The following is a 14,789-nucleotide window of genomic DNA, read 5'->3' as shown; positions in this document are numbered from 1 at the left end:
TATGGCTTATTTAGATTTGCAGAACATTGGAAAGGTATATCCAACGAAACAAGGTGACTTTGAAGTGCTTCGAAATGTTGACTTATTAATTGACCGAGGAGAATTCGTCTCATTAATTGGACATTCTGGCTGTGGAAAATCCACGGTTCTGAATATCGTCTCAGGACTGGAGAAGGCAACGACAGGGAAGGTGCTTTTAGATGGGAAGCCAATAACAGGACCAGGGCCCGAGCGTGGGGTTGTTTTTCAGAACTATTCGTTATTACCGTGGCTAACGGTATGGGGGAATGTCTATGAGGTCGTAGACTCTGTTTTCCCAAAACATATAAAGGCAGAGAAAAATGAGATTGTCGAACATTTTCTGACAATAGTTGGACTTTGGAAGCATCGACATAAGCGCCCGGATGAAATCTCAGGAGGGATGAAGCAACGAGCAGCAATTGCTCGTGCATTCGCAGTGAAGCCGCAAGTGCTCTTACTCGATGAACCTTTTGGGGCATTGGATGCTCTAACACGATCTACGCTTCAAGATGAACTTGTAAACCTGATGAAGTCGACAGGGACAGGAGAAGAAAGTGAATCAGAACATAACGGTACTGATACCGTCATTATGGTCACTCATGATATCGATGAAGCCATTTTTTTATCTGACCGCATTGTGGTCATGACAAACGGTCCATCAGCAACGATAGACACAATTATTAAAGTTCCGGTCAAACGGCCGCGTGACCGAAGAGAAATGATCAATCAGCCCGTATATAACGAATTGAAGCAAGAGTTATTAGAGTACCTTCATGGAACTCCTGCTGCACATTAAAATAGTGTTATTCTCTTCATATCGTCAAAAAAATTAGGTCAAATAAATTTTAATCAAAAGGAGTCGTTTAAATGGGGATTGGATCAATTGGTATTCCGGGATTAATTTTAATTTTAATTATTGCGCTTGTGGTATTTGGACCGAAGAAACTTCCCGAGATTGGAAATGCTTTTGGGAAAACATTGTTAGAGTTTAAAAAAGGAACAAAGGAACTCACGGATAGCCTTGAGGAACCGTTACAAGATGATGGAGAAAAAAAGAAAGCATAATAAAAATGTGGCTCCTAGTATAAACCATTAGGGTTTATACTGGGGGCAATAAAATACCAGATTATGTCTTAGGAGGTGATAGTATTGGAACAAATTTCATCTATGCCAGTCGTTAATCATTTAGAGGAATTGCGCACTAGAATTATTATAATCTGCTTAGGTTTTGTTGCTTTTTTTATTTTGTCTTTTATATATGTTAAGGAGATTTACGAATTTTTGATAAAAGACATCGATTATAATTTAACAATTCTTAGTCCAATAGATGTAATTTGGGCATATGTGATGATTTCGTCAGTGGTTGCTCTCGCTTTTTCAATACCATTAATTACCTACCAAGTATGGAAATATATCTCGCCTGGCTTGAAGAAAGAAGAAAGGTCTGCTGGCCTTTTTTATATTCCCATATTCCTTTTGCTCTTTATTTTAGGATTATGCTTTGGGTTTTATATTATCTTTCCTCTAGTGATGAACTTTCTAATGTCGATGGTGGATGGGCAGTTTGAAACGATGTTTACAATCGATCGTTACTTTAAATTTATGTTTTCGTTGACCGTACCGATTGCTCTGCTCTTTGAATTACCAGCGGTTGTTTTATTTTTAACGAAAATTGGTCTCATTACACCTAAAGCGCTAGTTCGTAAACGGAAGTATGCATATTTTGCCCTTGTGTGTGTGTCTGTTTTCATTACTCCGCCAGACTTTTTATCAGATGTGTTAGTTATTATTCCATTACTATTACTTTACGAGGTGAGTATTACATTATCGAGGGTAATATATCGAAAAAAACAATCCGATTAAAACGATTTCTACAAACTAAGTAATATAAAGGATTTTCTCTTCAAGTTGTGCTGGGACGTCTTTTTTTTAGTGAAAATTATTTAACACCTCGGGATTGCTTATATAGTCTTCTATAAAGAGACATTCATGCTGTATCATAATCAACTCAATATTTCTGTTATTCTTTACAGTAATAAAGCAGGGTCTGACCCCGCTTTATTACTGATCATCATTGATCATGTGAATTTCTTTTATTTTTTGTTTAGTTTCTGCTGTTCCTAGCCGATAAAGTTCTTCATATACATCATTTAATCCTCGTTGATATTCGTTCCGATCTTCGTCAACTTGCTCGTCATCGAAGTGGCGAAATGTAAACAAGTTACCTAGTTCAAGGTCATGAGATTGTACTTCGTGTAATAAATCCTCTAATGCTTTTTTCTCAGCTGGTGTTGCTTCAATTTCATATTCAATCAATTGTCCATCATCGACTTTAGTAGAGCTAATCGTATCCATGCTAATTGGGTTTAAGTTGACGTAGAACAATTCCTTTTCCATCAAATAAACTCCTTTCCTTTTAATTAACTTTATTTTTATGGTTCCCCATAAAAATAAACTTTAACAAAAAGGTTGTCTCAAAGTCAGGACCAGAGATGTAGCGACTCCGCACATTGCTTCGGGGGGCATAAAAGGTCAAATTTGTGATAGCTCTGTTACTTTGAATGGTCTAAGATAATCCGCCCATCGTATACTTTCTTCTCTAATGCTTCATGAGCCGAAGCCGCATCTACATAAGAAAAGACTTTTCCAATGTGTGAAGTGAAAGTTTCACTCTCTAATCCCTTTGATATAAAGTTTCCGGCACTCACTAATTCTTCTAATGGGGCAGTAAATAGGAAAACTCCTATGAGTGATGCGTGCTTCATATTTAATTGACGCCACATTAATGGAGGGGTGTTGTTAACGGGCGATCCAATCGTGATAATTCGCCCACCTAATTTAATCATTTCTAAATCCTTCTCCATATTTTCACTAAACGACATATCTAAAATAAGTGAAACACCAGCTTCATTTGTCAGCTTTTTCACGCGTTTTACGAGATCCTCGGCTGTGTATATAATTACTTCATCTGCTCCGGCCCCTTTTGCAATAGCTGCTTTTTCTTCATTTCTCGCAGTTGTGATAACGTAGGCACCTGCTTCTTTAGCGAGTTGAATGGCTGCATGGCCGACAGCTCCAGCTCCTCCGAAAATAAGTACTGATTCATCCTCTTTTAGTTGACCTCTATTAAATAAAGAGAGATACGCAGTCATATATGGCATAGCAATTGCTGCCCCTTTATCAAAAGTCAACTTCTTAGGAAGAGGAAAAACAAGGTCGCTAGAAACAGCAACGAATTCAGCAGAAGCCCCTTTAGCATTAGTTGCCCAGACGCGATCGCCGATTTGAATGTTATTTACATCATTACCAACCTCAACAACCTCTCCTGCTAAATCAAAGTGGGGGATGTGAGGAAATGATTCAACTTGGCGTATTCCTTTTCTAAAATATGTATCAACTGGATTAATACCACTTGCTTTTACATGTATGAGAACTTCATTGGCCTGTATGGTTGGCTTTGGTACCTCGGAGACTTTTAAAACATTTGGATCTCCGTATGATTCATAAACAACTGCTTTCATATCTGACCACTCCTTTGCATGATTTCAACTTCATTTTAAAGCAAAAGTGGTTAAATTCCTATATAAGACATCAGTGAATTTACGGGGCTGTCTCAAAAGTCTGGAACAGAGGTGGCAATGGGTAGTTCGCTACGCGCGGTGAGTGTGTAACTCACTCCTCTCAAGTTTTTTTTCGTGTAGCGATTCCGCATATTGCTTTAGAGGGTACTGAAAAAGTCTCTTTTAGCAACTTCGAGGAAGCAGCAATGGCTCCACACGTTGTGCGCCTGCTATGAGAAATCCGCTCATAGCAGGCTTAAGACAAAGCAACGGTTCCACTCATTGTTTAAAGGCAACTGAAAAAAGGTGAAAACCGTTCCTTTTTCAGTTGCCTCATCAATCATAGTGAGGTTTAGTACCTTGTGTCCAAGTTGCTTCTTGGTGTAGGCCGCCTCTTGCTTCTATTTCACGAATAATTTCTCGATGGATACTGGCCCCTTCGGCATTAAGATAGGGGGTCATCTGTTGTAATCCATGATGAAAATAAGCCAGCTCTTTTTCTGTCCATTGATCAATGGACATCATGGAAAGTTCTGTCATGTCTCTTCCAACATACATTCAATCGTCCTCCTTATTAGGTTTGGTTTTAGTGTTTCTGTTCTGTGAACGCCCTATACGATATAATGAGTACAGATGAAAAAATGGAGGATTGGTCATGGGAAAAAAAGTAGCATTAGTAACAGGCAGCAGCAGAGGAATCGGAAGGTTAATTGCCCTTAAGTTGGCCGAACGTGGTTATGATATAGTCGTAAATTACGCCAGAAGTAAACAAGCAGCGTTAGACGTAGCAAAAGAGATTGAAGAACTAGGTCAAAAAGCACTCGTCGTAAAAGCGAATGTAGGGAAGCCTGAAAAAATTAAAGAGCTTTTTGAAAAGATTGATGAAGAATATGGAAGACTCGATGTGTTAGTAAATAATGCAGCGTCTGGAGTTCTTCGTCCCCTTATGGAATTAGAAGAGAGCCATTGGGATTGGACAATGGATATTAATAGCAAAGCCCTTCTATTCTGTGCACAAGAAGCGGCTAAAAGAATGGAAAAAACAGATGGAGGTCATATCGTTAGCTTAAGTTCTTTAGGCTCGATTCGCTATTTAAAGAATTATACAACCGTTGGTGTATCAAAAGCAGCTGTTGAAGCATTAACTCGTTATTTAGCTGTAGAGCTAGCGGAAAAAGGAATTGTTGTGAATGCTGTTTCTGGTGGTGCAGTTGATACGGATGCATTAACTCATTTTCCAAACCGTGAGGAACTTTTAGCAGATGCTGCGGCAAGAACACCAGCTGGACGAATTGTCGAAGCAGAAGATTTAGCCAACACCGTATTATTTCTATTATCAAAAGAAGCTCATATGATTCGCGGACAAACGTTAATTGTTGACGGGGGAATTTCTCTTTTAACATAAATTAATTTAGTTGCATAAAGGATCTCATCACCGGACATCTTAATAGTCGTGGAGGTGATATCAAATGAACAACCAACAAAACCAACAAGGTCAACAACAAGCATCTAAAACAAATGCTCAACAAGTACGCCGTCAAAACCAAGCTTCTGCTCAAGGTCAAGACACTGAATTTGCTAGCGAAACAAACGCTCAAGAAGTTCGTCAGCAAAACGCTCAATCAGCAGCTCGTAAGCAGAAAAGTTCTTCAAACCAACAACAACAGTAATTCTTAAAAACAAAGCACTCTTTGGCAATTCGCCCAAAGGGTGCTTGTTTCTTATACATAGACTTTTATCGATTGAAGAGGTTTGCATTTCAAATTAACTGACGAAACGTTATAATAGAGAGTGAATGTAAGCAAATGAAGTGATTAAGTGAGAGTTATTAGTAGAGAATAGAGTAGATGAGCTTATTTTTTAATGGCAACATAATAACTACTCTACCCTACAGACGTCCGAAATCATGCAAGGAAGGGAGTTTAATATGAATTTTCCCAAAGTAGGAAGTAATATTGAAATCCATAGCTACAAGCATAATGGATTGATTCATCGGATTTGGGAAGAAACAATCGTGCTTAAAGGGACGTCAAAGGTTGTAATTGGAGGAAATGACCGAATTCTAGTGAAGGAATCGGATGGAAGGAATTGGAGAACACGGGAGCCGGCTATATGTTATTTTGATTCCGAACAATGGTTTAACACGATCGGTATGATACGTTCAGATGGTATTTATTACTATTGCAACCTTGGGTCACCTTTTACTTGGGATGAGGAAGCGTTGAAATATATTGACTATGACCTCGATATTAAGGTGTTCCCAGATATGACCTTTAAGCTCTTAGATGAAGATGAATATGAGCTGCACCGGAAACTAATGAACTATCCGCCAGCTGTAGATGATATTCTCAAACGAAGTGTAGATGAATTGATCTCATGGATACACCAAAGAAAAGGACCGTTTGCACCACAATTTGTTGAAAGCTGGTATGAAAGATTTTTACAATATCGTTAAAATCAAAGGGTCTGACTCTTGGGAGTAGCTAGAATCGCTCTCGATATTTGAGTCAGGCCTTTGTCTTAGAAAAGAGGGGGTGACGAAGCTGGATAGTATGAAGCGCTATATGGCATTCGTCAAGCCGTATTGGAAGGAAATTATTGTAACCATTATCATTGGGATTTTTAAATTTGGGATCCCATTGTTACTTCCTTTAGTAATGATGTATGTCATTGATGACATAATATTTGCTGAAGCGATGTCACAAGATGATAAGGTTTCATTATTGTTCAAAATAATGGCGGTTATGTTTTTTATATTTGTCTTCTTGCGTCCACCTATCGAATATTTTAGACAGTATTTTGCGCAGTGGATTGGTAGCAGAGTTCTATATGACATTCGAGATCAACTATTTACCCATATCCAAAAGTTGAGTTTGCGTTATTATTCTAATCGTAAAGTTGGGGAAATTATTTCTCGTGTCATTCATGACGTTGAACAAACGAAGAATTTTGTTATTACAGGGTTAATGAACATTTGGTTAGACCTAATTACAATCGTAATTGCTATTATCATTATGTTAAATTTAAATGTTTGGTTAACGCTTGTTGCCATTTCTATGTTCCCGTTATATGGATTCTCTGTGAAATACTTTTATGCAAGACTAAGACATTTAACTAGAGTTCGTTCACAAGCATTAGCAGAGGTACAAGGTCATTTGCATGAGCGTGTACAAGGGATGAGTGTCATCCGTAGCTTTGCGCTTGAAGATCATGAACAAAAACAATTTGCAAAAAGAAATAGTCATTTTTTAAACCGAGCAATTGATCATACAAAATGGAACGCAAAAACGTTTGCCGTTGTCAATACCATCACAGATGTTGCTCCATTACTCGTTATATTCGTGGCTGGCTATTTTGTTATTACAGGTAGTCTAGAAGTTGGTGCAATGACTGCGTTTGTACTGTATATGGAACGACTATATGGACCTTTAAGGCGTCTTATTAATTCGTCAACAACACTGACACAATCAATTGCGTCAATGGACAGGGTTTTTGAGTTCATTGATGAAAAGTATGATATTGAAGATGAGTCACATTCTAAATATTTACATCGGGCACGTGGCCATCTTGAATTTAGAAATGTAACCTTTCATTATGATAATGAAGAAAAGCCTGTTCTGAAAAATTTGCAGTTGGACGTTAAACAAGGGGAAACCATTGCATTTGTCGGAATGAGTGGTGGAGGGAAAAGTACATTAATTAGTCTAATTCCCCGTTTTTACGATGTGACGTCTGGACAAATCTTATTAGATGGTACGGATATAAAAGATTTCAAAGTGCGTAGTCTTCGTGACAATATTGGGATGGTGCTGCAAGATAATATTTTGTTTAGTGACTCGGTGAAACAGAATATTTTAATGGGAAGACCTGATGCCAGTGAGGAAGAAGTGGTGGCAGCGGCTAAAGCTGCGAATGCTCATGATTTTATTATGAACCTTCCTAAAGGATATGACACCGAGGTCGGTGAGAGAGGGGTCAAGCTTTCTGGGGGGCAGAAGCAACGTGTGGCTATTGCGCGTGTTTTCTTGAAAAACCCACCAATCTTAATATTTGATGAAGCGACATCGGCACTTGATTTAGAAAGTGAACATTATATTCAAGAAGCTCTTGAAGTTCTAGCTAAAGACAGAACAACCTTTATCGTTGCGCACCGACTTTCTACGATTACGCATGCAGACCGTATTGTTGTCATTGAAAATGGTGAAATTGCTGAAGTTGGAAGTCATGATGAATTAATGAACCGAAAAGGAAGTTACAAGAAATTATTCGAAGTACAACAGTTAAATTGATAAGGTCATTTTTAAAAGAAAGGACTCTACTGGGTTTAAAGTAGAGTCTCTTTCTTTTTTACTCTTCATCTCGCTCTTGAATTTTCACCTCATTTTCTTCCTGGTGATATGTGAAGAAACTATCAACAAGGTGGTCAAGGTGCTCAAGTTGTTCTTGGTACTCTATCATCTGTGAAACAGCAGGTAAAAGGTGTAACCATTGATTGTAATCAAAACATGAATGGTTTTGCAGACTAATATAATAACTCATTAATTCTTCTTTCCCTTTGTTCATTTTCTGAACTAATTCCTCGGAGTGGCTAGAATGAGCTTTTCCGATATACCTTAGTAAAATTCGATCATGATAAGAGGTCAAGTAATGAAGCTGCTTTTCGAATTTTTTATGTGTTTCACCTGTCATTAAATTTAATTCTTCAGAACGTCTTTCTAAATTTTTTAAAACATATAAGGATTTTTTTGTTGTGACGAGCATTTGTCGATAAAGGACAACTTTTCGTGCTTTGCCATATTTATTTTTCATGAAATAATTACGTTCTTCTTTATAAAGTAAATATAAATTCTCAAGTTTGACCATTTGTTCTTCTAGACGGCTTAAATCTTTTTTTAAGGAGCGATGGTCTGCTGCGTGACGAATGAGTAACATCGTCCACTGATTGATATCTTCTGTTGCGTTTAGAATTTTATGATAGAGCTTTGTTTCGTATTTTGGTGGAATGAAAAATAAGTTAATTATAAAGGCCGCTAAAACGCCAAGAAGAACAAGGGCAAAGCGCCCTGCAGCAAACTGGATAAAATCAGTTGCTGGACTTTCCATGATGATAATAACCGTCACAATAGCTAACGGGATTGTAGTTGGTTCTAACTTTACTTTTAAAATAATTGAAATGGCTAATACGACAACGAGACCGACCACAAAGGGATCATGACCAAATGTCATAACGAACATAACGGCTAACACGGCCCCGATCAGATTCGCTTGGACTTGTTCCAAGATCGTTTGGAACGTTCTGTATAGGGAGGGTTGCACAGCAATTGCAGCTGCAAGAGCTGCAAACATAGGTGGATCAAGTTCCAACCAGATTGCCAAATATAGAGAAAGCATGACAGCAAGCCCTGTTTTAAATATTCGAGCCCCAAGTTTCATATGTTTACACTAACTCCTTTATTCTTTCACTTGGAATCATAGATCCATCGATATTGATAGTATTACAATTGACTCTCAATAATACCCGGATAATGAACACCGAAGCGTACTATACAACGGATAAGAGTGTGAATCAAGCTTTTTTATATTCATTTCAAAAAAAGATGACTAACGTATGACGAACTATAAAAAATAGTACGAAAACGTTAGTCATCTTAGATTATTTATTTGTTCATTGATGCAAATGACTCATCCACTGCTTTTAATGTTTCATTAATATCTTCTTCTGTATGAGTGATTGTTAGAAACCATGCTTCATATTTCGATGGAGCAAGATTAATTCCCCGCTTTAACATTTCTTTAAAAAAGCGGCCGAACTGCTCACCGTTTGAGTTCTCTGCTTGCTCATAATTCGACACTTTGTCCGAAGTGAAGTAAAGAGTTAACGCCCCTTTTAAACGATTAATGGTAATTGTTTGATTATGCTTAGTGGCAAGAGAATGAATTCCTTCTTCAAGCAATGCACCTAATTGATCTAATTTGTCATAAGTGCCTTCTTCCTTTAATACTTCAAGACAAGCGATTCCTGCACTCATTGATGCGGGGTTTCCGGCCATGGTTCCCGCTTGATATGCAGGTCCGAGTGGAGCGACTTTCTCCATTATATCGACTCGACCGCCATAGGCTCCGATTGGTAATCCTCCACCAATTATTTTTCCTAAAGCAGTCATATCTGGTTCGATTCCTAGGTAATTTTGAGCTCCTCCATACATGAAGCGAAAGGCTGTAATTACCTCATCGTAAATGACGAGAGCCCCTGCTTCGTGAGTGAGTGTGTTCACTGCTTCTAGGAAACCATCAACAGGCTCGACAATACCGAAATTCCCTACAATCGGTTCAACTAAAACGGCAGCTACATCGTCCCCCCATTTTTCTAATACAGCTTTGTATGCCTCAATGTCATTAAAAGGGACTGTGATAACTTCTTTTGCGATACTTTTTGTCACACCTGCAGAATCTGGGGTGCCAAGTGTAGATGGACCAGACCCGGCAGCTACTAGTACTAGGTCTGAATGCCCGTGGTAGCAGCCGGCAAATTTGATTATTTTATCTCGGCCTGTATAAGCGCGTGCAACTCGGATTGTTGTCATGACAGCTTCTGTTCCAGAGTTTACGAAACGTACTTTTTCAAGAGATGGGATAGCTTCCTTTAACATTTTCGCAAATTGATTCTCGAGTTTTGTGGGTGTTCCGTATAAAACACCGTTCTCAGCAGCCTGTTGAATAGCCTTCGTAATATGTGGGTGAGCGTGACCAGTAATGATTGGTCCGTATGCGGCTAAATAATCTATGTAGCGGTTTCCGTCAACATCCCAAAAATATGCTCCTTGTCCTTTTTCCATAAAAACAGGTGTACCTCCACCTACTCCTTTGTATGCGCGTGAAGGACTATTTACCCCTCCAACAATGTGTTCTTGTGCTTCTTTATATAAAAGTTCTGATTGTGTCCAGTTCATCCTTGTCCTCCTAATGTAGTCAATGTCTTCTGTCTGTATTCAACCATAGAGGAGCGATCAGGGCAAGTTGAATGATTCTATATAAGTTACCTGCTTCATAAATTATTGTGAAAGAGGTGATAAGGTGAATTGGATATTATCGATTGCGTTAATTATAGCCACTGTTGGGACTATCGTTAGTTTATTAATGCTGCTAAGATATCGTCCAGTCAGAGGGACCCATTCAGTGTCGCTAAGGCATTTTACACTCCTTTTACTAGTTTATATAACTGTAATCTTATCTTTTTCCAATTTGTATTTAGGGTTAGAGATGTTAGGGATTGAAGTTTTAAGAGAAGGAAATTCTCATGTTGAAGGATCCGTGAACCATCTTATAGAAGATATTGTTTATTTTAGCGCAGTAACTTTACTTTCTGTTGGTTATGGTGACCTTGTTCCGGTTGGTATTGGTCGGATAATTGCTATGGTACAGGCTCTATTTGGTTACTTACTCCCAGCAGCCTTTGTCGTAACATCTGTCCTGCAAGTGACTAAGAAGGAAGAATAGTTGTCATTTTAAAGTTCTTGGGATACGCTATTATTAACTAAATCATTGGAAGGGTGAGTGAATTGACAATTCAAATTGGACAAGAGGCGCCGCTATTTTCCTTGCCAGCTAATAATGGTGAGGTGGTTTCGCTAGAAGCTTATCGAGGGAAGAACATTGTTTTGTATTTCTACCCAAAAGATATGACACCTGGCTGCACAACTCAGGCTTGTGATTTTCGAGATAAAATAGAGGATTTCTCAGACCTTGATACCGTTATTTTGGGTGTTAGCCCAGACCCTGTAGCTAGACATGAGAAGTTTATTGAAAAGTATGAGCTACCATTTTTGTTACTAGCAGACGAAGATCACAAAGTGGCCGAGCAGTATGGAGTTTGGAAACTAAAGAAGAATTTTGGAAAAGAATATATGGGCATTGAACGTTCAACATTTATCATTGATAAGCAAGGGAACGTTGTCAAGGAATGGAGAAAAGTAAAAGTGAAAGATCATGTAGCGGAGGCTCTTTCTTTCGTGAAGGAGGAGTTAGAAAAAGAATAAGTCTTTCTATATATTTAGGTAGATAAAGGCTCTCTCCAGCTTTAAATACAAAAGTAAAGTAGGAACACCATACTCTAAAGCAGAATAGTTTTAAGTATAAACCATTTAGAATGGAGGAAGAGCTTTGAAACTACTCATTTGTATTATTGATAATGTATATGCTGATGAAGTTGAACTAAAATTAAAAAAGCAAGGGTATAGAATGACCGAGTTGGCTAGTTCAGGGGGATTTTGGAGGAAAGGGAACACAACCTTCTTATTTGGAGTTGAAGAGAAGGATATAAAAGAACTGCAAGCTGCTTTGAAGTCTGTATGTCTCGACCTTGAAAAAAGGAAGCAAAGAAGCAGTAAACAAGCGCATCGTTATACATCATTTTTGTTAGATGTAAAAGATGCAGCCCCTTTTCTTGCGGTGGGGAAGTAGTTGATTTATCGCAAGATTGACAAAATATCTTTTTGTATATTATACTAATTATAAAGTAAGAATGGTTACTTGAAAGTGAGGTGCATGACAATGTCTGATCATCGTTTGCAAGATGCACTTGATGCTTTGAAAAGCACCCGTGTCCGTATGACTCCGCAACGTCATGCGATACTAGAATTCCTATATGAATCAATGACCCATCCAACAGCTGATGAAATATATAAGGCTTTAGAAGGGCGTTTTCCTAATATGAGTGTCGCAACTGTGTATAATAATTTGCGCGTCTTCAAGGAAGCTGGCATCGTAAAAGAGTTAACATATGGTGATGCATCGAGTAGATTTGATTCAGTAACATCGGATCATTATCACGTTATTTGTGGGGATTGTGGGAAGATTGTTGATTTTCACTATCCAGGGTTAGATGAAGTTGAAACTCTAGCAGAGCACGTAACAGGGTTCAAGGTGCATAGTCACCGTATGGAGATTTATGGAACTTGTCCTAAGTGCAAAGAGAAAGTTGAGCATTAAGATACCTTCTAATTGATGAGGGTGTCTTTTTTTATTTTATACATAAAAAAGGAGATGTCTGTTACCTTCCTGAGACATCTCCTTGAACTTATTTTTTTCTTGTTTTACGATTATAGTCTTCATTAAATTCCTTACCTTCTAGCGACTTGTCCATTGTTAAAGGTTCGCTGCAGTGCATACAGGCGTCGACGCGCCCTAACATTTTAGTAGCTCCTCCACAGTTTGGACAGACAACTTGAATCGTCTTGGATGAAAGCATCCCAATCCAAAAATAAACAACGGTACTACCAATAATAAAAAGAAACCCCACTAACATTGCAAGTGTCATAATGATGTAGGATTCTCTAAAGAAAATGCCAATGTACATAACGAGAATTCCTACAAATACAAGAGACAAGGCAAAGGTTCTAATTTTATTGATTTTATTTGTATATTTTAATGCCATAGTTAGTCCCTCCTAAATCTAGTAGTAGTATAGCATATAAATTATCGGTTCTTCCTTATAGAAATGTTAACAGTTAAAGAAGATTCCTTTGTTCTGTAGCAGGAGATGCCCTTTTTATGTAGAAATTGTATGTCTGAATCATAAGAGATAGTTATTAATCTTTTGCGTGGAGCTTATAGACTTGACTGTAAGTGGGATTGTTGATCTATTACATAGAGAGGGGAAGAGTTAAATGGATGTATTGTTGCGACAACTTTATCAAGACCGTGCGAGTGAAGAAGAGACATTAGCAATTCTTCTAGTAGAAAAAGAATTTTTGCCTTTATCGGTTACAGACGGTTTTGATGTCGTTATTGTCCTTATTAATTACAATCAAAATATTTCATGGGAAGTTAAACACTATACGTTAGGGGAAAGACGTGTATCGTTTCACTCGCTTAGCCAAGCGATGATGTATCAAACCTTAATAGTAGGAAACCATAGAAGGTTGGTTGATTGGTTAATTAACGGAAAAATTGTTTTTGATCGTAATGAATTTTTGAAAGATGTGAAAGAAAGAATAGATTCTTTTCCTCCTGGTGATCGTACGAAGAAAATGACGATCCAGTTTACGAAAATGTTAAGGAGGTTTGAGGAGGGAAAGTCATTATTCTATAACGGGCATCATTTTGACGCGTTTAGCAATATGATGCATTCGCTTCATCACTTAGCTCGTTTATCTTTGATTACTCATGGTTTTTATCCGGAAGTAACAGTTTGGGAGCAAGTAAAAAAGATTGAGCCACAAACGTATAAGTTGTATCAAGAGTTATTAAAGAGTGAAGAGTCGCTGGAGAAGAGGATTGAGCTTCTAATATTAGCAACAGAACTAGCAATTCATTCAAAAACAGTGTTGGGAAGTCAGCATTTTCTCTCTTTACTAGACAATAGTAGAGAACAGTTGCTTTCGGTGGCAGAATTAATGTCGCTACCTGAGGTTGAGGACTACTGTGTTGACTTAGAGCTCCTTATACGGCATTTAGTTGAAAAAGAACTAATTGAAAGTACAAGAGTTGCAACTAAAGTAGAAGGGATCGAAAAGATATTTTATCGTTTGAAAAAAAATTGAAATATATTGTTGACGTATTAATTGTATGATGATATATTATTACTTGTCGCTGACGAGGTGTCAAAAACGAAAAAATAACATCGAAAAAAACATTTGACTTCAAATGATAAAAGATGTTATGATTATCGAGTCGCTATCAGGTGACAAGTAGTTCTTTGAAAACTGAACAAAAGCCAAGCGAAATAGAGATACATGATATCTCGTCAATTTAGTAATTTAGAAAAATTACACGAAGTATCGTTAGCGATACATTTTGAGCTAATCAGCTTACCATTTTTATGGAGAGTTTGATCCTGGCTCAGGACGAACGCTGGCGGCGTGCCTAATACATGCAAGTCGAGCGGACGTCATAAGAGCTTGCTCTTATGACGTTAGCGGCGGACGGGTGAGTAACACGTGGGCAACCTGCCCTGTAGATCGGGATAACACCGAGAAATCGGTGCTAATACCGGGTAATAGAGTGAACGCGCATGCGTTTACTCTCAAAGATGGCTCCGGCTATCACTACAGGATGGGCCCGCGGCGCATTAGCTAGTTGGTAAGGTAATGGCTTACCAAGGCGACGATGCGTAGCCGACCTGAGAGGGTGATCGGCCACACTGGGACTGAGACACGGCCCAGACTCCTACGGGAGGCAGCAGTAGGGAATCTTCCGCAATGGACGAAA

18 protein-coding genes and 1 rRNA gene are annotated in these 14,789 nt (G+C 38.3%); 13 read left to right on the top strand and 6 right to left on the bottom strand.

From position 1 onward, the window contains the following. Position 1: 1 nt before the first annotated feature. From AC1FXP_RS14825 to tatC, 3 genes are all read left to right on the top strand, one after another. Positions 2-817 (top strand): ABC transporter ATP-binding protein, encoded by an 816-nt coding sequence (locus AC1FXP_RS14825; protein WP_480062667.1) that lies wholly within the window; start codon positions 2-4, stop codon positions 815-817. Positions 818-888: 71 nt separating this feature from the next. Beyond that, a complete protein-coding gene (gene tatA / locus AC1FXP_RS14820) occupies positions 889-1,086 on the top strand; it encodes a twin-arginine translocase TatA/TatE family subunit (RefSeq protein WP_480062665.1) in 198 nt (65 codons plus the stop codon). Between the two features lie 84 nt (positions 1,087-1,170). After that, positions 1,171-1,884, top strand: coding sequence for a twin-arginine translocase subunit TatC (gene tatC / locus AC1FXP_RS14815; RefSeq protein WP_480062663.1), 714 nt, complete (start codon positions 1,171-1,173; stop codon positions 1,882-1,884). A gap of 198 nt (positions 1,885-2,082) precedes the next feature. On the opposite strand, the gene AC1FXP_RS14810 is transcribed toward tatC, so the two are convergent. From AC1FXP_RS14810 to AC1FXP_RS14800, 3 genes are all read right to left on the bottom strand, one after another. Further along, a complete protein-coding gene (locus AC1FXP_RS14810; RefSeq protein ID WP_480062661.1) occupies positions 2,083-2,418 on the bottom strand; it encodes a hypothetical protein in 336 nt (111 codons plus the stop codon). Between the two features lie 155 nt (positions 2,419-2,573). Next, entirely contained in the window at positions 2,574-3,542 is a 969-nt protein-coding gene (locus tag AC1FXP_RS14805; RefSeq protein WP_480062660.1) for an NADPH:quinone reductase, read from the bottom strand. Between the two features lie 375 nt (positions 3,543-3,917). Beyond that, positions 3,918-4,139, bottom strand: a complete 222-nt coding sequence (locus AC1FXP_RS14800; protein WP_480062658.1) for a cytosolic protein — start codon at positions 4,137-4,139, stop codon at positions 3,918-3,920. A 97-nt stretch (positions 4,140-4,236) separates the two neighbouring features. Between AC1FXP_RS14800 and fabL the strand changes: the two genes are divergently transcribed. The 4 genes from fabL to AC1FXP_RS14780 all read left to right on the top strand — a co-directional run bounded on the left by fabL (position 4,237) and on the right by AC1FXP_RS14780 (position 7,870). Then, positions 4,237-4,986 carry an enoyl-[acyl-carrier-protein] reductase FabL gene (gene fabL, locus AC1FXP_RS14795; RefSeq protein WP_480062656.1) on the top strand — a complete coding sequence of 250 codons (750 nt, stop codon included), beginning with the start codon at positions 4,237-4,239 and terminating at the stop codon, positions 4,984-4,986. Positions 4,987-5,050: 64 nt separating this feature from the next. Then, positions 5,051-5,251, top strand: coding sequence for a gamma-type small acid-soluble spore protein (locus AC1FXP_RS14790; RefSeq protein WP_480062655.1), 201 nt, complete (start codon positions 5,051-5,053; stop codon positions 5,249-5,251). A gap of 257 nt (positions 5,252-5,508) precedes the next feature. Continuing rightward, the gene (gene ntdP, locus AC1FXP_RS14785; protein WP_250098171.1) at positions 5,509-6,036 is read left to right on the top strand and encodes a nucleoside tri-diphosphate phosphatase; all 528 of its coding nucleotides are present in this window, start codon (positions 5,509-5,511) and stop codon (positions 6,034-6,036) included. Between the two features lie 88 nt (positions 6,037-6,124). Further along, complete coding sequence (locus tag AC1FXP_RS14780) at positions 6,125-7,870, top strand: ABC transporter ATP-binding protein (RefSeq protein WP_480062975.1); 1,746 nt, start codon at positions 6,125-6,127, stop codon at positions 7,868-7,870. 58 nt (positions 7,871-7,928) lie between these two features. On the opposite strand, the gene AC1FXP_RS14775 is transcribed toward AC1FXP_RS14780, so the two are convergent. Both AC1FXP_RS14775 and AC1FXP_RS14770 read right to left on the bottom strand, forming a co-directional pair. Next, positions 7,929-9,014 (bottom strand): FUSC family protein, encoded by a 1,086-nt coding sequence (locus AC1FXP_RS14775; RefSeq protein WP_480062653.1) that lies wholly within the window; start codon positions 9,012-9,014, stop codon positions 7,929-7,931. A gap of 224 nt (positions 9,015-9,238) precedes the next feature. Beyond that, positions 9,239-10,531, bottom strand: a complete 1,293-nt coding sequence (locus AC1FXP_RS14770) for a glutamate-1-semialdehyde 2,1-aminomutase (RefSeq protein ID WP_480062652.1) — start codon at positions 10,529-10,531, stop codon at positions 9,239-9,241. 124 nt (positions 10,532-10,655) lie between these two features. On the opposite strand from AC1FXP_RS14770, the gene AC1FXP_RS14765 reads away from it, so the two are divergent. The 4 genes from AC1FXP_RS14765 to perR all read left to right on the top strand — a co-directional run bounded on the left by AC1FXP_RS14765 (position 10,656) and on the right by perR (position 12,569). Beyond that, on the top strand, positions 10,656-11,078 hold the full coding sequence (locus tag AC1FXP_RS14765; RefSeq protein ID WP_480062650.1) for an ion channel: 423 nt from the start codon (positions 10,656-10,658) through the stop codon (positions 11,076-11,078). A 62-nt stretch (positions 11,079-11,140) separates the two neighbouring features. Next, the gene (gene bcp, locus AC1FXP_RS14760) at positions 11,141-11,617 is read left to right on the top strand and encodes a thioredoxin-dependent thiol peroxidase (protein WP_480062649.1); all 477 of its coding nucleotides are present in this window, start codon (positions 11,141-11,143) and stop codon (positions 11,615-11,617) included. A gap of 124 nt (positions 11,618-11,741) precedes the next feature. Beyond that, positions 11,742-12,041 (top strand): cyclic-di-AMP receptor, encoded by a 300-nt coding sequence (locus AC1FXP_RS14755; protein ID WP_480062647.1) that lies wholly within the window; start codon positions 11,742-11,744, stop codon positions 12,039-12,041. A gap of 90 nt (positions 12,042-12,131) precedes the next feature. Then, entirely contained in the window at positions 12,132-12,569 is a 438-nt protein-coding gene (perR, locus tag AC1FXP_RS14750) for a peroxide-responsive transcriptional repressor PerR (RefSeq protein WP_250098165.1), read from the top strand. Between the two features lie 88 nt (positions 12,570-12,657). Here perR and AC1FXP_RS14745 read toward each other — a convergent pair whose 3' ends face one another. Continuing rightward, positions 12,658-13,014, bottom strand: a complete 357-nt coding sequence (locus AC1FXP_RS14745; protein WP_332630993.1) for a YgzB family protein — start codon at positions 13,012-13,014, stop codon at positions 12,658-12,660. Between the two features lie 232 nt (positions 13,015-13,246). On the opposite strand from AC1FXP_RS14745, the gene AC1FXP_RS14740 reads away from it, so the two are divergent. Together AC1FXP_RS14740 and AC1FXP_RS14735 are read left to right on the top strand one after the other, a co-directional pair. After that, positions 13,247-14,122, top strand: a complete 876-nt coding sequence (locus AC1FXP_RS14740; RefSeq protein ID WP_480062645.1) for a nucleotidyltransferase-like protein — start codon at positions 13,247-13,249, stop codon at positions 14,120-14,122. A gap of 275 nt (positions 14,123-14,397) precedes the next feature. Beyond that, positions 14,398-14,789: ribosomal RNA gene (locus AC1FXP_RS14735) — 16S ribosomal RNA — on the top strand; the annotation flags it as partial.

The organism is Halalkalibacter sp. HAAS-P013 (assembly GCF_056619925.1).
Note: the sequence above shows the minus strand (reverse complement) of the source record. Positions and strands in the feature narration are given on the sequence as shown.